The following is a 19,988-nucleotide window of genomic DNA, read 5'->3' on the forward strand; positions in this document are numbered from 1 at the left end:
GTATACCGCGTTCGTAATAAAATCAAAATCTATCTCAAAACTAAAAAATCACGCTTCTTAAATTTTCTCACGCTGAAAGCCCACGCCGGTTACATTTTCTCACGCTAGTTGCTCGCGTTAAGTTGTGTATTCATGGCTAGTATTTCTCTAAAATCTTAAAAACATATCACAGTATAACATCCTTTTAGAAATACTTTCTTATTTATACTCCGATATATAAACTTATCCGGTCGCAAAATGCTTCCATAACTTTTGTGTTAATGTAGGTCAGGTTTTACCTGACAAAGGAAATACCTTTTTAACGTCAGGCAAAGCCAGACCTACATTGCCGTGTTTCTGCCGTGTCGTATGTTGGGGCGTTTACTTAAAATCATAAAACAGTTGACTTGTTTTTTTTTTGATAAATTTCCCTCATAAATCGGCCCGCCAAGTGTGAGATGCCTTTGTTCTAGCTTAGGTTAGTTTAGGCGGGCCGTTTAATACCAAGGGATAGGAAAATATTATGTCAAAAAAGAAAATAATTATAAAAGCGTTTTTTGACGACTGTGTTATTTTTATTTCCGATAATTGCATTTTCTTGTAGGGAAGGAAATATCCAGTATCGGGTAAGCGAGAGTAATCCGTGCGAAACGGAACGCAGAACTTGCTGCGGATATCCTTCGGATTACAACTCAGGTGACGTGTATATTGATTTTGCCCCCGCAAGTTCTTATTATCCCGAATGGGGGGAAGACTGCTGTGGCTCTGAAGAGTGTTTTAACGTTTCTTCTAAAAAGTGTGAACCTATGGTTTGCCCGACAAATATGAAAGCCCCCAAAAACGGATATATATCAAAAAGCGGTATGTGTTCGGATTATTGGGATTATGTTTCTTGCGAGTATGGCTGTAACTATGGATATTGTTTAAATGAGGCAGATAAAACTTGCGAGCCAAAACCGCAGAACTATTGCTCCGTGCAAAACGGCAGCTGCTCTTACGAATGTTCTTGCGGACGAGACGGCTGGCATTGTGAGGAAAAAATTACATGCAATACGGGTTATACTCCAAAGGAATCATGGTATGGCAAGCGATGCGTAAGGGACAATGCGTCTTGGTCTTGCATAAGCCAAGAGGGCGATTGCAATGAGTATGGCGGGGGTTGGGGTTACGATGAACGTCCTTTAATTCCACACGACGGCGGCAGCTGCAATCCATATGATTATAACGACGCTTCTTTCTATACTTGCGCAACCACATCGGTAACAGGGTATAGCTCCGGCTACAGCTGTTATGATTGCAGGTGTCAATAAGCCTCAAAACTAACCGCCCCGCCGCGGCGCAAGCCAAGGCGGGGTTAATTTAACTGTGATGAAGTTTCCGCTTAAAAGTTTAATAAATCGGCATATTAAGCAGGGAAAGGTAAATATCGGCCACTTGTTTTAAAGCTTTGATAAAACCGTAAGAGAACCAAATAAACAAAGCCGTCATAATTAAGGAAAATACGCCTTTCGCTTTTTTGCCGATAACCGGCGAGCGCAGTACAAAATATACGGCGAAAGGGCCTATAAACAAATATAAAAGCCATACGCCCCAAGCTTTATAATAAAAAGATATATGCTTGCCTTGGCCGGCCCCGCAATATTTGCAGTAATTGTCAAAGTCGCCTATATCTGTTTTGCATTTCCAACAGATCACAGTTCTATTCCTCTTGCCCGTAATGAGGTCTTTATTTTGGAACGGGCCCTGGCGGTTTTGGCCGAATCAAGCCATTGCGGTTTGGGCTCCACGTTTTTGCGCGTTTGTATTTCCACTATGTCGCCGCTTTTAAGCGTGCTGTTCATTTTAACCATTTTCCCGTTGACCAGCGCGCCGCTGTAGTGATCGCCTATTTCACTATGGACAAGATAAGCGAAATCCAAAGGGGTTGCACGCTCGGGCAGAACTTTTACATCGCCTTTGGGCGTAAATACGAAAATCTGATTAAGATTGATATCCGTTTGAAAGCTTTCCAAAAATTCTCTCGGCGCGGTTAAATCCCTCTGCCATTCTATCCACTGGCGTATCCAGTTGAGTTTTTCGTCAAGGTTCGGGTCGGCTTTCGTGCCCAGTTTATAACGCCAATGCGCGGCGATGCCGTATTCACACGTGCGGTGCATATCCTCGGTGCGGATTTGCACTTCCACCAAAGTCCCTTCAAAAAACACCGTTGTGTGTATGCTTTGGTACATATTCATTTTAGGCATGGCGATATAATCTGTAAAACTGCCGGACAAAGGTTTGAAGTTTGCGTGCAGAGCTCCTAAAGCTCTGTAACAGTCAAGGACCGTATCCGTAATTATGCGCACGCCCAGCAAATCTTGTATCTGCTCAAAGGTGGAATCCTGCTTGCGCATTTTCCTGAATATGGAATAATAATTTTTTACGCGGGAAAGCAGCCTGTGCGGTATCTGATCTTTATCAAGCACGGCGTCCAAAGCGTTTTTAAAGGAAGAAAGCTTTTTATCCAAATTGGCTTTTTTCCTGTTCACGCCCGCGACTATTTGTTTGAAATCTTCCGGGAATAAATATTTAAAAGAAAGATCTTCAAGTTCGTTTTTTATGCTGAACATACCCAGGCGTTGGGCCAAAGGCGCGTAGAGGTTTAGAGTTTCAAGGGCTTTTTCTTTCTGCCTTTTGGCCGGGAGAGCGTCAAGCGTTTTCATGTTATGGGTGCGGTCGGCCAGTTTTATCAGGATAATGCGCATATCGTTTGATACCGCTATGAGCATTTTGCGCCAGTTCTCTACGGTTTCTTCGTCGGTGGAAGTGTTTTCCAATCTGTCTATTTTGGTAAGGCCGGCCACCATATTGGCTATTTCTTTATTGAAATTTACCTCAATATCTTTAACGGTGGTTTCGGTGTCTTCCACGGTGTCGTGCAAAAGCGCGGCGGAAATGGTGTCAGAATCAAGCTTGTGTTCCAAAAGGATTTTCGCCACCTCGCAGCAATGTATAAAAAACGGTTCGCCGGTAAGCCTTTTTTGATTTTCGTGGGCCTTTTTCGCAAAAAAATAAGCCTTCTCAATCATGGTCGTGTCATAATTGGGGTTATATTCCTTAAAACCGGCGATAATTTCTTCTAAATAATGATCGTCCATAATTACTCTTGAGGGAAGACTTCTTCTATTATCATCTTAGCCGCCCTTGCCGCTACGCCCGGCTCGCCGAGCTCGCTTCTAAGTTTAAGCAGCTGAGCGCGCATTTTGTTATAAGCGCTTTCATTGCCGATAATAGAACATACTTCCTGCGCTATCGCTTTTGCGTTTGCGTCTTTCTGTATAAATTCTTTTACAACACCTTTTTTGCTCAAAATATTGACCAAAGATATATAAGGAACTTTGATAATCATTTTGGCTATTTGGTAAGTAACCCAGCCGGTTTTGTAAACAACCAGCATCGGCAGGCCTAAGAGGGCGTTTTCCAACGTGGCCGTGCCGGAACATGTTATTACGAAATCCATTTCGCTTCTTGCGGTGTAATCCGTCTCGCGGACTATTTCGACGCCGTCATGGCGCGGGCCCAAAAGCTCAAACAGGCGTTCGTCGCTTACTTCCGGCACTGCGAACAAATACGCCTTCGCGTTGGGGAAAGAACGTCTTATTTCCTTAAAAGCCTGATAAAAAAGTTTTGTATGTTTTTCTATTTCTCTCGGGCGGCTTCCCGGCAAAAGGCCGATTTTCCATTCTTTGGTATTGTCGCCTTTGAAAGGATTGTTTTTAGGTTCCGGTATTTTATCCAAAAGAGGATTGCCCAAAAAGACCGCATCCCCGCCTAAATCGGTGTAGATTTTCTTTTCGAAAGGGAATATAACAAACATCTTTTTGGCCAGCCTGACTATGCTTCTTGCGCGGTATTCGCGGCTTGCCCAAACCTGCGGGCAAACATAATAATAAGCCGGTATGTTTCTGTGCTTGGCTATGCCCAAAACCTGATGGTTGAAGCCGTAAAAATCCACCGTAATTACGCAGGCGGGGTTCTTTTCGTTGATGTAATTTTTAATCATGTTCATCAAACGGACCCACATCGGCAGCTTTTTGAAAGGTTCCACAAAGCCGCTCGCGCCGCGCGCCACTAAATTGTAGAGGAATTTATCGCTTGCCGCTTTCATCCTTTCCCCGCCGATGGCGGTTACTGTGATATCGGGGGCGTAAGCTTTAAGCTCCTTAATTAAATTGGAAGCGTGTACGTCGCCGGAAATATCCCCGGCCACCACAAGAATATTTTTGCTGTTAGGTATTATATGAGGCATAATTATTTACCGCTTCCTCTTTTTAAATTGCCCAAGCTTTCGTCCAAAGCTATTTTGGCCGCCGTGCCGATTTCCTGCACCAAATGCATGGGGCCGTGTTTTTCCTCTTCCGTGCCCTGCGGTACGTTGTAGCGTTTTATCTCGTCAATGATTTTTAAAGCCACCAACAAAGCTTTGCTGCCCTTTTCGCCGCTGGGGCCTGGTGTTTTATCGTTTTTAATGCAGTCTACGAAGTGTAAAATTTCGGAAGTTATGGGCATTTGTTTGTCAACCGCGGGGTAAATTACGTCTATATCGTTTAAGGATTTTATTACAGGCACTTTCTTTTTGTAGATTTTCACTCTTGCGTTCATGAAGTCTACGGAAATATAAGCGTTTTCCTGATATAAATTCATGTAGCGGGAGCGTTCAAAACTGGCCCTGCTGGCCGTAACGTCGGCAGTGCATCCGTTGGCGAATTTAAGGCGTACGTTGGCGATGTCTTCATGCGCGGAAAACGCGCTTAAGCCTACCGCGTCTATGGAAACGACGTCGGATTTAAGCATGGTAAGAAGAAGGTCTATATCGTGAATCATAAGGTCAAGCACGACGCCGATATTGGCCATTCTTGGGTCATAAGGCCCAAGGCGTTTTATGGCGATAAATTTAGGGTCTTTTATATATTTGAAAGCTTCCAGCACGGCCGGGTTGAATCTTTCCACATGGCCTATTTGCAAAATTACGTTTTTTTCATGCGCTTTCGCGATAAGCTCCCTCGCCTGCTCCATGGTGGAGGCTATCGGCTTTTCCATGAGGGTGTTTACTTTGTGTTCAAGGCAGTACATGCCTATTTGATGATGCAGTTCCGTAGGCGCGGCGACTATTACCGCATCCACCTGCGGGATTAAATCTTCGTAACGGGTATAAGCCGTGGAATTATATTCCCAGGCGAGTTTCTGCGCGCGCATAGGGTCCCTGTCGCAAACGCCTACAAGTTCTATGCCGCTCATTTTGGATAATGTTCTTACGTGGAAAGTACCTATTTTGCCGGCGCCGATGACGCCGAATCTTATTTTTTTATCGCTCATATAAAATACCTCGTATTTTTCATTATAGCATTTAGGGCAAGCGGGCCGTAAACAATTTTGCCCGAAAACGGGCCTTATATATATTTGTTATAATGAATTATATGAAAGAAAGAACTTTAATTTTAATCAAACCCGACGCCATAAGCAAAAAACTTACCGGCGTCATTTTAGACCGTCTTTTGCATTTGGACCTTGAAATGAAAGGCGCAAAAGTAAGAGAAATGACGGAAGAGCTCGCCCGCGAGCATTATTCCAATTTGGCCGGCAAACCTTTTTTGCCGAGCGTCATTTCTTTTATGCGCGGCGATTTAAACGGCATAACCGATCACCGCGTTTACGCTTTTGTTTTTGAAGGCGAAGACGCTATTTCAAAAGTGCGCGCGGCTTTGGGGGCGACCGATCCCGCTAAAGCCGACCCTTGGACTATAAGGGGCGCGTTCGGCTGCTTTAAAGACGGCGTAATGCAAAACTGCGTACACGCTTCCGGCTGTAAGGAAGACGCCGAAAGGGAGATAAGCCTCTGGTTTAATCCCGGGGAAGTGCTGTAATGCGGTTTAAAATCCCGCTTATTTGCATTATTTTGACGCTTTTATCCTGCGCGGGCTTCGCGCAGGATAAAGTCGTTTTGCAAACCGAGGACCGCTGGAAGCTTGAAGCTTTGTATAATCCGGCGGAAAACGGCAAATACGTCATACTCCTGCACGATTTGGGCAGACGCAAAGAGGATTTTCCTTCTTTCAGCAAGGCTTTATCCGGGGCCGGCTTCGGCTATTTAAGCGTAGATTTAAGGGGCCACGGTCGCAGCACCAATATTAATATACAGAAGAATTTTAAAAAGACCGGAGCGGACAATGAATTTAACCAAATGAACCGCGATGTCGACGCCGCGATAGCTTATTTAAAAGCCAAAGGCGTGGCGGAAAGCGATATCTTTATCTTGGGCGCGGGGCTGGGCGCGAACGTGGCCGCCAAATCCCTTCCTTTTCACCCCAGAATAGGCGGAGTCGTTCTGCTTACGCCCGCTCTTAAAACCAGGGACGTCCTTTCCATGAGCGGCATAAAAACTTTCAAAGGCCCGGTGTTTATAGGCGTATCCTCAACGGACAGAAAACAATTTATGGAAGCCAGCTTTATAAGAAACGCCGCTTATTTGGCTTCCGGCAAAGGCAAAGTTACTTTTATGACGGCCTACAATTTAAAAGGCGTTGATATGCTGGACAGATACCTTACTCAGGAAGTGCTTCAATGGCTTAAAACCCCTCAGCTGCCGGAAATTCTGCCCGATTCCGTTTCCGCGGAAGAAGACTACGGCGGCGAATCCTTCGGCGAAGCCGTTACCGGCATGACTATGGGCGACGTTTTAAAATCCTTGGACTGAATTATGAATAAAAAAATTCTCCCGCCGAAACGGCAGGATTTGCCTCAAACGGAGGAACTTAACGCGCAAACGGTTGATTTCAGTTTCGCCGGTTCTTCAAAGATGTTTGACCAAATGCAGAGGGAGAATTTAAACGCCGTAAAAGCCGTCGCCAAAGCCAAAAAACAAATAACTGCCGCGGCCGAACTTACGGCGCAAGCTTACCAAAATAAAAACAAAATAATTTTAATCGGCGCGGGTACCAGCGGCAGGCTCGGCGTATTGGAAGCGGCCGAATGCCCTCCTACTTTCAGCGTAGACTATGATGTTTTTACCGCCGTTATGGCCGGCGGAAAGAAAGCCGTATTTAAAGCGGCTGAAGGCGCGGAAGACGATTTTTTTAAAGGCCAAAAAGATTTCCTTAAAAAAGCCAAAAAGGGCGATATTCTTATAGCCGCGGCCGCAAGCGGAAGAACGCCTTATGTTTTGGGCGCGCTTAAAGCGGCAAGGCAAAAAGGGAATAAGACGGTTTTTATCTCCTGCAGTGATACGGCCGATATTTCCGACGCGGATATTTTTATTTATTTGCCGACGGGTGCGGAAGTCGTTTCCGGCTCGACCAGGCTTAAAGCCGCCACGGCCACAAAATGCGCGCTTAACATGATTACGACAATAGCGATGGCTTTAAGCGGCAAAGTTTACAAGAATTTAATGGTGGACGTAAAAGCTTCAAACGAGAAGCTTAAAAAAAGGGCCGTGCGCCTTATATCGCAATGTGCGGAAACGGATGCGGCGAAAGCCTTTGCTTTGGCTGAGAAAACCGGCTATAATGTAAAGGCGGCCATAGTCATGGCGAAGCTGGGCGTCAGCCTTAAAAAAGCGCAGGCTTTGCTTGCCGAACATAAAGGTTTTTTGGATAAAATTATAAATGAATAAAAAAACTGTTCGCGCTTTAGGTTTGATGAGCGGCACTTCCGCCGACGGCCTTACCTTGTGCTTTTTTGACATATCCGCAAAAAAAACCGTTTGCTTTAAAAATTATCCTTATAATGTAAAACTTCAAAACAAAATACTTAACGCCAAAAAAATGGCCGCGCCGGAACTTTCGGAACTTAATTTCGAGCTGGGCCGCCTGTACGCTGAAACCGCTTTAAAATTCGTTAAAGAATTTAATATCCGCAAAAAAGACATAGCCGTAATAGGTTCGCACGGGCAGACCGTTTGGCACGGGCCCCGTGCAAAGGTTCCCAATACTTTGCAGATAGGTGAGGCTTCTTTTTTGGCGGAAGTTTTTAAGGGTATTCCCGTAGTTTGCAATTTCCGCCCCGCGGATATCGCCGCCGGCGGAAGCGGCGCGCCATTGGTGCCGGTTTTCGACAAATATCTTTTCGGCGGAAAAAAAGCAATGCTTTTGAATATCGGCGGAATATCCAATATAACGGTATGCGCCGGCAAAAAAATATACGGTTTTGATATAGGGCCCGGCAACAGCCTCAGCGACGCGTCCGTCAATATCTTAAGCCGAGGCAAAAAAACTTATGATAAAGACGGGAAAATCGCCGCTTCTTTTAAGCCCGACGTCAAAAAAGCGGAAGAACTTTGCCGAATTTTTATAGGTTCCAAGCCGCCGGTATCTTTGGAGCGGAGTCTTTTGGCCGAAGATTTTGTAAACAAACATTTTCCTAATCTTGAGCGTAAAGACGTATCCACTTTAAATTATCTTACCGCGCTTATAATTGCAAAAAGCGTAAAAAAATTTATACTTAATAAAGACGACGTAAAAAAACTTTATCTTTGCGGCGGCGGCGTTTACAATAAAACGCTTGCGGCCAATTTATCGGTTTTACTGCCGGGCGTAAAAATAGGGAGTACGGCGGAAATAGGCCTTCATCCTTTGGCGAAAGAGGCCGCGGCTTTTGGGTACTTGGCTTGGCTTGCCTTAAACGGAAAGCCGGGCTCCTGCCCGGCGGCCACGGGCGCAAAGCGCGCGGCGGTTTTGGGGTGCGTGATAAAACAATGAATACAAACCGTTTGATACACGCCGGATTTTGGTTCGGCAAAAGCGACGTTAAAGAAGCAGTCAGACTGGCCGAAGCCGGCGTAGGCGGTTTCTGTCTTTATTTCGGTACAACCAAAGAGGTTAAAGAACTGGTTTCGCTTTTGCGCCAAGCCGCGCCGGGCAATTTGATAATAAGCGCGGATTATGAATACGGCTTGGGCCGCTGGCATAAAGACGCGCCTCTGCTGCCTTCCAATATCTCAATAGGCGCGGCCGGCAAAGAAGATTTATCTTATAAAAAAGGTTTGATTACGGCGCGGCAGGCCAGGGAACTGGGCGTAGATTGGGTTTTTGCGCCTAATGTCGATTTGGCCGACACTCCCGGCAACCCGATAGTAAATACGCGCTCTTTCGGCAAAGATCCGGCTTTGGTTGCGGCTATGGCGCGGGCTTTCATGCTTGGCTTGGCCGACGGCGGATGCCTTAATTGTTTAAAACATTTTCCCGGGCACGGTTCTACTTTGTCAGACAGCCACCTTTCCCTGCCCACGGTAAACAAAAGCAAGGAAGATTTATTATCGCAAGAGCTGATCCCTTACGAAAAGCTTTTAATGAAAACCGACGCCATAATGATAGCGCATTTGCTGATACCCGCTCTGGACGCCGAAAATCCGGCCTCATTTTCAAAAGCGGTAATGGGCGGGTTTTTAAGGAAGGAACTTTGCTATAAAGGGCTGATAATTACGGACGCTTTGGTAATGAAAGCCACTGGCGGGCTTGATCCCGTGGACGCTTTCAAAGCCGGTGCGGACATACTTTTGTGCCCGGATGATCCTTTTGCTCTTATGCCTCGGCTTAAAGAGGAAATCAAAAAAGACAGAACCCTTATAGACCACGCCATAAGCGCGATAAGCGAGCAGGAAATGATGTCCGTAAAGCTCAAAGCCGCCAAAGATTTTATCTGCAAAGACTGCTGTGAAGAGGCGGAAAAACTCTCGGCCGAAACGGCCCGTTTGGGTGTTTGCCTTAAGGGCGATAAGCCGATTTTAACCCCGGGTAAAACCGTTCGTTTTATACAGCCCGATTTATCTTCTAAAGAAGAACGACAGTTTCCCGGTTTCTATGAAACTCTTGAATCCGCGGGAATTAAATTAAAACCTTATAAAGACGGCGAACGCTGCAATGTTCTTATTATATGTTCCGCGGCAGATTACGCGGCTTTCAGCGGCAAAATAAACTTTACGCAGGAACAAAAACACTTTATAAATAAAGCCGTACAAAAATCCGGCAAGAGCATTTTAATTTCTTTCGGCAGTCCTTTTTTAGACGAAGGCGTAAAGACGGACTGCTTCCTCATGGCCGGGACGAAGACTCTTCCCTTCCAAAAAACGTGCGCGGAAATCCTTTTGGGGCGGGCCGAAGCCAAAGGCAAAATGCCGGTTTAATTCCGCTTATAACCGGCTCCGTATCAGGCCTAAACTCCGTAATGCCGTTTTGTATAATGTAAATATGAATTTAAAAGAAATAGAATCTTTTTTGGAGGAACATTCCGACGAAAAAGCGCGGCGGTTTTCCGCATCTTTAATTCCCGGTGCGAATTTGCTGGGGGTAAAACTGCCCGTATTGCGCAAATTGGCGGCCGAAATATATAAAGGCGGTTGGGAGGAATTTTTCCTCTCCGCGCCGGAAGAGTATACCGACTACGTAATGCTTAAAGGTTTTTTGCTCGGCCATATCAAAGATATCAAAATCCTTCTTAAATACCTTAAACTCTATATACCCAAAATCAATAATTGGGCCGTTTGCGACAGCCCTTTAAGCAGCCTTAAACTGATAAAAAAACATCAGGCGGAAGTCTGGCGGTTTATTCAGCCTTATATTAAGGATAAGCGCGAATATTACGCCCGTGCGGCGGCGTGCCTGATTATGGATTTTTTCGTTGACGAAGTTTATATAGACAAAGCTTTACTCGCCCTGAGGAGAATTAAAGCCGAGGGATATTACCGCCAAATGGCGGTGGCTTGGGCTTTAAGCGTTTGCTATGTAAAATTCCCGGAAAAGACCGAAGCTTTGCTTGCGGATAATGATTTGGATGATTTTACACACAATAAAGCCATAAGCAAAATAAGGGATTCTTTCCGGGTTGGCAAAGAAGCCAAAGAACGTCTTAAAAGCTTAAGGCGCAAATAGCGGCTTTTTAGTAAAATATATACATGAAAGATAAAAATCACGGCGTAACGGTTGCCCCCGGCGCGGGCTTTTGCCCCGGGGTCAAAAAAGCGATAGACTGCGTCTTGCGGCTTGAAGCTTCCGGCAAGAAGCCCATTTACACTATAGGCCCGCTTATACACAATAAGCAGGTTACGGATATGCTTGGGGAAAAGGGCATATCTTCCATAGACAAACTTGAAGAAGCCAAGGATAAAAACGGCGTACTGGTTATACGCGCGCACGGAATCACGCCGGAATTTCAGAAAGAAGTGGAATCGCAGGGCATGGAAGTGGTTGACTCCACCTGCCCGCTTGTAAAAAAAGTTCATAACGTCATAGACGAATACGCCAAACAAGGCTACTATACCGTGATAGTCGGCGACGGCGGACACGCGGAAGTGATAGGCCTTTTGGGCTATACTCGCGGCAAGGGATACGTTATCGCAAACGCGGAAGAAGCGGAAAAACTGCCGCATTTCGACAAAGTTAATATAGTTTCCCAAACCACTCAGAAGGAAGAAACTTTTTTTAAAGCCGCCGAAGCCGTAAAAAAGAAAGCCGACATCTGCCAAGTAAACAATACTATCTGCCAGCCTACAAAACAGCGGCAGAAGGAAACTCTCGAGCTTGCCAAAAACGCCGATTTGGTTATAGTCGTGGGCGGCAAACACAGCGCAAATACCGCGCGCCTTGCCAAACTTTGCGGGGAGCTGTGCCCCAAAGTTCTGCACGTAGAAAGCGCGGAAGAAATCCGTAAAGAGGATGTTCTTCCCCCGGAACATATTTTCATTACGGCCGGCGCGTCCACGCCTAACTGGGTTATAGACAATGTTTCCGCCAGAGTAAAAGACCTTAGGAAAGAAGCTTCATCTTTATTCGGTATGCTGGCAAAGCTCTGGGATTTTGCGGTAAAAAGCTCTTTGTATACTTCTTTTGCGGCCGCTTGTCTTACTTATGTTTGTATGAAACTTTCCGGTGCGCATAACGATCTTAAGCTTTATCTTCTTTCGCTTTTATTCGTGTTTACTTTGACGCTTGCGAACAAAACTCCGCAGGATATGCCGTCAAAAGCCAAACGCGGATTTTTAATCCCAGTAGTTTTGGGGGGAGTTTTAGCTTTCCTTACCGCGCTTAATTACGGGGTTTGGGTTTGGCTGCCGACTTTGGTGTTTTTGATACTCGGCGCGGGGGCGTATCCTTTCAGAAGCAAAATAACTTTATTTTCCCGTCTGCCGGGCACTAAGGACATAGTAACTGCTTTGGGGTGGTGCTTTGTCTGTATTTACACGCCGGCGGCGAGCCAGGGGCTTTTGATGAGCAAATCGGCCTGGCTGGCTTTCACTTACGGGTTATTGCTGGTTTTTATCCGTTCCGTAATTTTAAGCATAGGTTCGGAACGCAAGGATATCATGCTGGGCAAAGAAAGCTTTTATAAAGCTTTCGGCCTTAACGCTACAAAGGCGGCGATTGGGATTATAATAATAGCTTTGACGGTTGTTCTTATACAGCTTTTGATAATGGGCTGGAAGAGCGGGCTTGCCTTTATGCTGCTTTTGGGCCAGATTTATACTATAGCGATAGCGGTTTATTTCTATACAAAGAAAACTCCGCGCACCACGCTGAGCGAGACTTTCATCGACGGCCAGTTCCTCGTTTTGGCCGTTTTGACGTATCTCGCGGTAAAATTGTTTTAGTTTCAAGGAGCGTAGAATTATATGAAAATAAGAAGAATCGGCGTACTTACCGCCGGCGGGGACTGCCCCGGCCTTAACGCCGTGGTAAGGGGCGTAGCCAAACACGCGCTTAACTGCGGTATAGAAGTTTTGGGCTTTAAAAACGGTTTTGACGGCCTTGTAAAAAATCAATTTATGGAGCTGGACGCAAAAGCCGTATCCGGCATACTTACCCGCGGCGGCACGATACTCGGCACCAGCAATTTGGCCAATCCTTTCAATTACACTTTGCCGCCGATAGGCTCCCCGGAAGATCCTAAAGATGTTTCTTCTTTGGTTCTTCATACCATTAAAAGCAATAAAGTGGACGCTTTGGTTACCATAGGCGGGGACGGAACACTTTCAATGTCGCAGAAGTTTATAGAGCTGGGCGTGCCGATAGTGGGCGTTCCCAAGACTATTGACAACGACCTTTCCGCCACGGATTTTACTTTCGGTTTTGATTCCGCTTTGAGCGTCGCCACGGACGCGGTGGACAGAATACACACCACCGCGGAATCCCATCACCGCGTAATGATTTTGGAAACCATGGGCCGCTATGCCGGCTGGATAGCTTTGCGCTCCTGCATTGCCGGCGGCGGTGATATTTGCTTAATACCGGAAATTCCTTATTCCGAAGACGCCATAGTCGAAGCCATTGAATCCAGGCAGAGAAAAGGCAAAACTTTCAGCATTATAGTTGCCGCGGAAGGCGCGGTAAATGAACAGGGCGAAATGGCCGTTAAGAGCACCATAGCCGGTTCCACCGATCCTATCAGGCTCGGCGGTATCAGCAGCAAAATCGCGGCCATGGTTGAAGAACGCCTTAAGGTTGAATGCCGCGTCGTAGTGCTGGGGCACTTGCAGAGGGGCGGCACTCCCACCGCTTTTGACAGGTGGCTTTCGACGCGTTTCGGCACGGAAGCCGTGGAACTGATTTTGCAGGGCAAAACCGGATATATGGTGGCTTTAAGAGGTACGGAAATAGTAAGCGTACCCGTAAAAGACGCGGTATCTAAACTTAAAAGAGTCGACCCGAACGGGGAAGAAGTCCGCTCGGCTTTGGCCGTGGGCACCAGCTTCGGCTCAAACAAAGTCGGCGATAAATGCGGGGTATAAATGGAAAGAATTGATAAAGAGCAGTTGATTTTCGGCATTCATCCGATAAGAGAAGCTTTAAAAGGCAGAAAACGCCAAATAATACAGCTTTACATTATTGAAAATAAAAAACAAAGCAAAGCCGTGGAAGACGTAATACGCCTTGCCAAGACCAATAATGTAAAGATAAAAAGCATGGAAGAAAGGCTCATGGACAATTTGGTCGGCGGCGCAAACCACCAAGGCGTAATAGCGCGCGCGGAACCGCTTAAGCTTATGCGCCTTACCAACGCTTTGTATGAATCTTCCGGCAATAAAAAAGATTTGTGGCTTGCCGTAGATGAAGTTACCGATCCGCAGAATTTGGGCTCTATGCTCAGAAGCGCGGCCTGCCTCGGCTTCAGCACGGTAATTCTGCCGCAGAGGCGCAGCGTAGGCATTACGGCCACGGTACACAAAGTGGCTTGCGGCGCGCTTGAAACTTTAAGAATAGTGGAAGTTACAAACCTTACCACCGCGCTTTTGGATCTTAAAGACGAAGGTTTTTGGATTTACGGTGCGGATATGGAAGGCAAAAGCATTAAAACTATGGATTACGCTTACCCGGCTGTGCTGGTAATAGGTTCCGAGGGCACAGGCCTAAGGCTTAAAACCAAAGAACATTGCGACGAAGTCATCAGCATCCCTCAAAAAGGCGGAGTCAGCAGTTTAAACGCCGCCGCAGCAGGGGCTATAATAATGTATGATATGGCTTCAAAAATAAAGTAGTTTTTTGTTTTACGCTTCAGAAAATAAAAACCCCCGGCGTTATAAGCCGGGGGTTAAAGTTTTTATAAGGGCTAAATAGCAAGTTTGAGGTTTAAGCCAGCGGTGTAATTTTCGTCCATATGATCTATATTTTCATAGGTGGCGAAAGCCGTTACGCCTATCCTGGAAGGTATGGGATTGACGTCCAATCTGGCGGTAAGATAATAACCTTTGTAATAGTTCTCTCCGCCCATGTCATAAGCCCTATATCCCGCTTCCCCGCCGAGGCCGACTATATCCATAACGTCGAATATCGCAAAAGCTTTGATATCCCCGTTATAAACTTTTTCGTCTTTGCCGAGGCTCATTGTTCTGGCGCCGAGGCCGTCCCAATAGTCCAAACCGCCTATCGCGCCCAAGTAGAATATGCCCAAGTCCGCGCCGGCGCGCGCGAAAAATCCGTATTTGTCCGTGCCGTCCGCCATGCCGCCTTCGTTGAAATCGTCAAAAGCGTCAAACTCTATGCGTCCGCCCAAATCCACGTCAAGGCCGATATTCCAAAGCCTCAATATGGCGAAAACACCCGGATTGGTAAAATCTTTCCTGTCCAAATTGTCGGACTTGGCGTATCCTATATAACCGCCGATTTGAAGCCTGTCGGTAAGGCCGAAAGAAAGGGCTTCTCTCGCAAAATAGATTTTGTTGCTTGCGCCGTCGGTTGTATTATTGAAAGACGCAAGCGTATCCGATAAAATCTGCCCCTGAGCGGGCATAAATAAAGGATTGGTTACGGCTTTGGCTGAAGCGTTCGCCGCAAAAAGGGCCAAAAGCAAAGCCGCAAATAGCGTTTTTTTCATTTGATTCCTCCTGATAACAAGATTATGCTTTAATTATGCCAAAATCATAATAAATAAGCAAAATTTAGTATTATATCTAAAAGGGCCGCAAAGGCCTTGTTTCTTCTTACGGAACTGTTATGTATTTAAAAGCGATAGAAATTATCGGTTTCAAATCTTTTGCGGATAAAGTAAGGCTTAATTTTGAGCCGGGCGTATCCTGTATAGTCGGGCCGAACGGCTGCGGCAAATCGAATGTAATTGATTCCGTGCGCTGGGCGATAGGGGAAATGTCCTGGAAGTCCCTGCGCTCCAGTTCCATGGTGGATATAATTTTCAACGGCACCAGGAAGAGGCCTCCATTAAATATGGCGCAGGTCAATATGGTGTTTGACAACTCCTCCAAAAAACTTCCGATAGATTTTAACGAAGTTACCGTATCGCGCAAAATTTACCGCTCCGGAGAAAGCGAATATTTTTTAAACCGCGTGCAATGCCGTCTTAAAGACATCAGGGAAATGTTCCTTGATACCGGCATCGGCGGGGAAGGCTACGCCATTATCGACCAAGGTTCCGTCAATCAGCTTTTGGAATCCACCCCGGAACAAAGGCGCGAAATGTTTGAAGAAGTCGCCGGCGTTTCAAAATACAAAGCCAAAAGGGAAGAAGCCGTACGCAAGCTTGAGCGCGTGGATATGGATATAGCGCGCCTCAGCGACACTTTGGCGCTTATAGCCGAGCAAATCAAAAAGCTGGACAGCGAAGCCCGCAAAGCCAGGCTTTATCAAAAGTACAGAGAAGAACTTAAAGAGAGCGAAATCGCGCTTTCTTTGGAAAATATCAAAAATCATGACGCGGAAATACAAACTGCGGCGGCGCAGCTTGAGCCGATTTTAAAAGAAATCGAAGACGCCAACAATTCCGTTTCGGCCTTGGAAGGGCAAGTGGCCGCCTTGGATTTAAATCTTACCCACAAACAAAAAGAACTCAGCCAATTTAACGAGAATATTTCCTCCGCAAAATACCAAATAGGGCTTTTGGAAGGCGCCATACAAAACTGCCAAAATCTTTCCGGCGAACTGGCTTTGCAGATGAAAACTGCGGAAGCCGAAAAAGAAGTAGGCCTTGCCCGTTTGGCGGAACTGGGCCCGGCTTTGCAAGAGCTTAAAAACAAAATCAAAACGGCGGAAGAAGAGTACGCCCCTTTGCAGGAAAGATATAATCAAAAATATGCGCAGGTTACGGCCAATGAACAGGCGTTGAAAGAAGCCCAAAACCAAGTGGAAAGGGCGTCTGCGGAAGCTTCGGAAATATCTCAAAAGCAGTTGGAGCTTTCCGGCAAAATCGCTTTGGAAGAATCTTCATGCTCCCATGAAGAAGCCAACCTTATAAGTTTGGAAAGGACTTTGCAGTCCCAGCGGGAGAGAGCTTCGGCCCTGGCGAAGGAAACGGAAAAGCTTGAAGCCGTCTTGCGCGAAAAAGAAACTTTGGTGGCTTCCGTAAAAGAAAACCAAAACAAAGCGGAAACCGCCTTAAGCGAACTCAGGCTTAAAATACGTTCTTTGGAAGAAAACCTCAACAATTTGCGCGGAAAAAGGGCTTCTTTAAACGCCAAAATGCAAATGATACAAACGCAGGGTAAGAACGATCCCTACTGGGTCGGCACCAAACTTGTGGAAGAAAGCGGTATCGCCGGCATTAGGGGCACTCTTAGGAAGTATCTTAAATTTAAGGAAGAATATTCTTTAAATATAGAAGAGGCCTTAGGTAAATTCCTGGATTCCGTTTTGGCCGATAATTTGGACTGCGTCCGAAAAGCGATAACTTTGCTTAAACAGAACGGCAAAGCCAGGTGCAGATTTATTATTTTGTCTTCGGTGCCCAAAGCCGTTAAGGGCGAATCGCTGGTTAACGGCGCGGCAGTAACCGGGCTTATTGAATATCCGGCCGAACTTGCGGGTTTGGTGGAATATATAAGTTCTTCTTATAATGCCGAGGGCGGCGAAGTGGCCGGCGGTTTTTGGATTTCCGGCGGAGCGGCTGGCGTTAAATCGCCCGAGGCCTACTGGGGGGAAGAAGAATCCGTCAAAAAAGAGCTGCAACAAATCTCTCGGGAAGAAGATTCCCTTAACAAAGAACTTGACCTAGCCAATACGGATTTAACGCGCACGGAAAGCGAACTTAAAACCCTGCGCGCCAAATATCAGGAAGAGAGCATATCCTTAAACTCTTTAAAAAACGACGCCGTTTTGCACAAACGCACATTAAGAGATATTGAACAAGCCAATGAACAAATAACGAAAAACAAAGCTGAAGTTTCCGCGCGCATGGCTTTGCGCAAGGAAAAAGCGGCGCAAATGAAACTCAGCCTTACAAATTTGACTTCAATCTGCGAACAGGCCAAGAATAACGTGGAAGCCGCCCGCGCCAAACGCGAAACTCTGCAAAGGGAAGAGCAGGCTTTGAAGATTGAAATAGAACAAGCCAACGCAAAGTTATACGAAGCCAAAATAAAAAAGAACAATTTGGAGCTTGATCTTAAAACGTCCTCGTCCGAAGAGCAATCTTTAAAAGAAGCGCAAAACAAAAGGGCCGAAAGTTTGCTTAAGGCCGGCGAGAGAATAAAAACTTTGGAAGCGGAAAAGCTTTCCTCCCAAGCCAAGCTTGCCGCCCAGCGCGATACTTTGGCGCAGCTTGAACTGGCGGAAAACAAAATGCGCGGGGATTTAAATTCCATTAAAACGGATTTCGATGCCAAAAACACTTCTTTAAACAAGTGTAAAGCGCGGATAAACGAGCTTACTTTAAAGGCGCATGATTTGGAAAATACGCTCTCCAATCACCGCCGCCAAAAGACCGCCGTCATAAACAATTTGCTTGAATCCTGGAATATCACCCAGCAGGAAGCGCAAATGAAATGGGGCGACGTAAAAGTTGATTATGAACGCGTCAAAATGATGAGAAAACGCATCGAAAATATGGGCGCGGTAAATATGACCGCTCCGGAAGAATACGACGCTCTTACCCAGCGCAACGATTTCCTTAAAAAGCAAATAGAAGATTTAAATTCCGCCAAGCGCGATTTGAAATCGGCCATAACCAAAATCAACGCGACGACGAGAGAAAACTTCAAATATACTTTTGAGCAGGTAAGAACGCACTTTAAGAACATTTACCAAACCTTGTTTGTGGGCGGGGAAGCGGAACTTATTTTGACCAACCCGGAAAATCTGCTTGAAACTGGCATAGAAATAATCGTTCAGCCGCCGGGCAAAAAACTTTTGAACATTTCCGCGCTTTCCGGCGGGGAAAAGGCCCTTACGGTGGTTTCGCTGCTGTTCGCTTTCTTCACGCATAATCCTTCGCCTTTCTGCATTTTGGACGAAGCCGACGCCCCTCTCGACGAAGCGAACGTGGAAAGATTTACCGGCCTTATAAAGGAATTTTCCAAGAAGACTCAATTTATAGTGGTAACGCATAACAAGCGCACCATGGAAGCGGCCCAAATGTTATACGGCGTAACTATGGAGGAAAGCGGCGTTTCCAAAGTTCTTTCGCTTAACTTGAAAGATCAGGACGCCCGCACCAGAAGGCTGGTGGCCGCCGCGTCGGAATAATCGGCGCGCGTATTGACGGAACGGATAAAATAAAGTCTAATAGGAGCAGTATGAAATACGCCGTACTTTCGGATATACATTCTAATTACGAAGCGCTGGACGTCGTTTTGCGGAAGGTCGACGAAATCGGCGTGGACGGATACGCTTTTTGCGGCGATCTTATAGGCTACGGCCCCGATCCGGAAGAATGCTGCCAGCGCCTGATGAAACTTAAGAATTTAATCGCCGTTATGGGCAATCACGATATGAGCCTTTTTCGGGAAGATTTCTTCAACTGGTTCAGCGATTACGCAAAACAGTCCATGCTTTATACGGCAAAGCAGCTGAGCCAAAAATCCCAGGAGTTTATAAAAACTTTCGCAAAGGAATATCACGGGAAAGATTTTTCCATGGTGCACGGTTCTTTCCTGGATCCTTTTAGGGATTATCTTCTTACCGCGGAGCAGTTTGTTCTTAACTTGGATAAATGGAAAGGCAATTTGTGTTTTGTGGGGCACAGCCACGTTCCTTTTATTATGAGTTATAAAAGCAATCATATGCCGCAGATAGATTTGTTTTTGGGTTCCGACGTTACTTTAAAATTGCTGCCCGGAATAAGATATATGATAAACCCCGGCTCCATAGGCCAGCCGCGCGATACTAACGAAAAGGCTTCTTTCGGTATTTTTGATTCAAAGGAGCAAACTTTCCGCCTTATACGTTTGCCCTATGATATAAAAGCCGTGCAGGATAAAATAGAAAGCCGCGGTTTGCCGACGATACTTTCCACTCGTCTTAAACAGGGGAAGTGATTTTTGCCGCCAATCCCGCGCAGGCAAAAGAGTGCTCTTAAGCATAAGGTATTTTGCCGGTAAAAGAGATTTGATTTAAAAGTTTTTTAAATTACTGTTGCATTTAAAAAATATATTTGTTAGTATATATGTACGGGCCTGTAGCTCAGCTGGGAGAGCGCCTGCATGGCATGCAGGAGGTCATCGGTTCGATCCCGTTCAGGTCCACCAGATTTAGAAACCGCCGCTTTTGCGGCGGTTCTTTTTTTATAGGGAATAGGGCGTTATCGTTTATGCGTTTTTCCGC

General features: G+C 46.0%; 16 protein-coding genes and 1 tRNA gene. 12 read left to right on the forward strand and 5 right to left on the reverse strand.

Annotated features, from left to right (window positions below; translation table 11 throughout):
• Window positions 1-1,368: 1,368 nt before the first annotated feature.
• The 4 genes from ACQY26_RS05570 to ACQY26_RS05585 are packed head-to-tail and all read right to left on the reverse strand — an operon-like array spanning window position 1,369 to window position 5,334.
• Complete coding sequence (locus ACQY26_RS05570) at window positions 1,369-1,674, reverse strand: hypothetical protein (protein WP_428048158.1); 306 nt, start codon at window positions 1,672-1,674, stop codon at window positions 1,369-1,371.
• Window positions 1,671-3,116, reverse strand: coding sequence for a RelA/SpoT family protein (locus tag ACQY26_RS05575; RefSeq protein ID WP_428048159.1), 1,446 nt, complete (start codon window positions 3,114-3,116; stop codon window positions 1,671-1,673). Before ACQY26_RS05575 ends, ACQY26_RS05570 begins: the two co-directional genes overlap by 4 nt.
• Before the next feature lie 2 nt (window positions 3,117-3,118).
• The gene (gene lpxB, locus ACQY26_RS05580; RefSeq protein ID WP_428048160.1) at window positions 3,119-4,267 is read right to left on the reverse strand and encodes a lipid-A-disaccharide synthase; all 1,149 of its coding nucleotides are present in this window, start codon (window positions 4,265-4,267) and stop codon (window positions 3,119-3,121) included.
• A 2-nt stretch (window positions 4,268-4,269) separates the two neighbouring features.
• Complete coding sequence (locus ACQY26_RS05585; protein ID WP_428048161.1) at window positions 4,270-5,334, reverse strand: Gfo/Idh/MocA family protein; 1,065 nt, start codon at window positions 5,332-5,334, stop codon at window positions 4,270-4,272.
• A 101-nt stretch (window positions 5,335-5,435) separates the two neighbouring features.
• Here ACQY26_RS05585 and ACQY26_RS05590 point away from each other — a divergent pair, with 101 nt between their 5' ends.
• The 9 genes from ACQY26_RS05590 (at window position 5,436) to rlmB (ending at window position 14,479) form a co-directional block, all read left to right on the forward strand.
• Complete coding sequence (locus tag ACQY26_RS05590; RefSeq protein ID WP_428048162.1) at window positions 5,436-5,882, forward strand: nucleoside-diphosphate kinase; 447 nt, start codon at window positions 5,436-5,438, stop codon at window positions 5,880-5,882.
• Window positions 5,882-6,712, forward strand: a complete 831-nt coding sequence (locus ACQY26_RS05595) for an alpha/beta hydrolase (protein ID WP_428048163.1) — start codon at window positions 5,882-5,884, stop codon at window positions 6,710-6,712. The genes ACQY26_RS05590 and ACQY26_RS05595 overlap by 1 nt, the downstream gene beginning before the upstream one ends.
• 3 nt (window positions 6,713-6,715) lie before the next feature.
• Window positions 6,716-7,627 carry an N-acetylmuramic acid 6-phosphate etherase gene (locus ACQY26_RS05600; RefSeq protein ID WP_428048164.1) on the forward strand — a complete coding sequence of 304 codons (912 nt, stop codon included), beginning with the start codon at window positions 6,716-6,718 and terminating at the stop codon, window positions 7,625-7,627.
• Entirely contained in the window at window positions 7,620-8,711 is a 1,092-nt protein-coding gene (locus ACQY26_RS05605; RefSeq protein ID WP_428048165.1) for an anhydro-N-acetylmuramic acid kinase, read from the forward strand. Before ACQY26_RS05600 ends, ACQY26_RS05605 begins: the two co-directional genes overlap by 8 nt.
• Window positions 8,693-10,135 carry a glycoside hydrolase family 3 N-terminal domain-containing protein gene (locus tag ACQY26_RS05610; protein ID WP_428048166.1) on the forward strand — a complete coding sequence of 481 codons (1,443 nt, stop codon included), beginning with the start codon at window positions 8,693-8,695 and terminating at the stop codon, window positions 10,133-10,135. The genes ACQY26_RS05605 and ACQY26_RS05610 overlap by 19 nt, the downstream gene beginning before the upstream one ends.
• 64 nt (window positions 10,136-10,199) lie before the next feature.
• On the forward strand, window positions 10,200-10,880 hold the full coding sequence (locus ACQY26_RS05615) for a DNA alkylation repair protein (RefSeq protein ID WP_428048167.1): 681 nt from the start codon (window positions 10,200-10,202) through the stop codon (window positions 10,878-10,880).
• A gap of 23 nt (window positions 10,881-10,903) precedes the next feature.
• A complete protein-coding gene (ispH, locus tag ACQY26_RS05620; protein ID WP_428048168.1) occupies window positions 10,904-12,595 on the forward strand; it encodes a 4-hydroxy-3-methylbut-2-enyl diphosphate reductase in 1,692 nt (563 codons plus the stop codon).
• A 21-nt stretch (window positions 12,596-12,616) separates the two neighbouring features.
• On the forward strand, window positions 12,617-13,732 hold the full coding sequence (locus tag ACQY26_RS05625) for a 6-phosphofructokinase (RefSeq protein WP_428048169.1): 1,116 nt from the start codon (window positions 12,617-12,619) through the stop codon (window positions 13,730-13,732).
• Entirely contained in the window at window positions 13,733-14,479 is a 747-nt protein-coding gene (rlmB, locus tag ACQY26_RS05630) for a 23S rRNA (guanosine(2251)-2'-O)-methyltransferase RlmB (protein WP_428048170.1), read from the forward strand.
• Between the two features lie 71 nt (window positions 14,480-14,550).
• Here rlmB and ACQY26_RS05635 read toward each other — a convergent pair whose 3' ends face one another.
• On the reverse strand, window positions 14,551-15,315 hold the full coding sequence (locus ACQY26_RS05635) for a hypothetical protein (RefSeq protein ID WP_428048171.1): 765 nt from the start codon (window positions 15,313-15,315) through the stop codon (window positions 14,551-14,553).
• Between the two features lie 119 nt (window positions 15,316-15,434).
• On the opposite strand from ACQY26_RS05635, the gene ACQY26_RS05640 reads away from it, so the two are divergent.
• The 3 genes from ACQY26_RS05640 (at window position 15,435) to ACQY26_RS05650 (ending at window position 19,912) form a co-directional block, all read left to right on the forward strand.
• The gene (locus ACQY26_RS05640) at window positions 15,435-18,911 is read left to right on the forward strand and encodes an AAA family ATPase (protein WP_428048172.1); all 3,477 of its coding nucleotides are present in this window, start codon (window positions 15,435-15,437) and stop codon (window positions 18,909-18,911) included.
• Between the two features lie 50 nt (window positions 18,912-18,961).
• Window positions 18,962-19,702, forward strand: a complete 741-nt coding sequence (locus ACQY26_RS05645) for a metallophosphoesterase family protein (protein WP_428048173.1) — start codon at window positions 18,962-18,964, stop codon at window positions 19,700-19,702.
• A gap of 134 nt (window positions 19,703-19,836) precedes the next feature.
• Window positions 19,837-19,912: transfer RNA gene (locus tag ACQY26_RS05650), tRNA-Ala, on the forward strand.
• Window positions 19,913-19,988 lie beyond the last annotated feature (76 nt).

This window comes from Candidatus Proelusimicrobium excrementi (assembly GCF_937881865.1).
GTDB classification, from domain to species: domain Bacteria; phylum Elusimicrobiota; class Elusimicrobia; order Elusimicrobiales; family Elusimicrobiaceae; genus Proelusimicrobium; species Proelusimicrobium excrementi.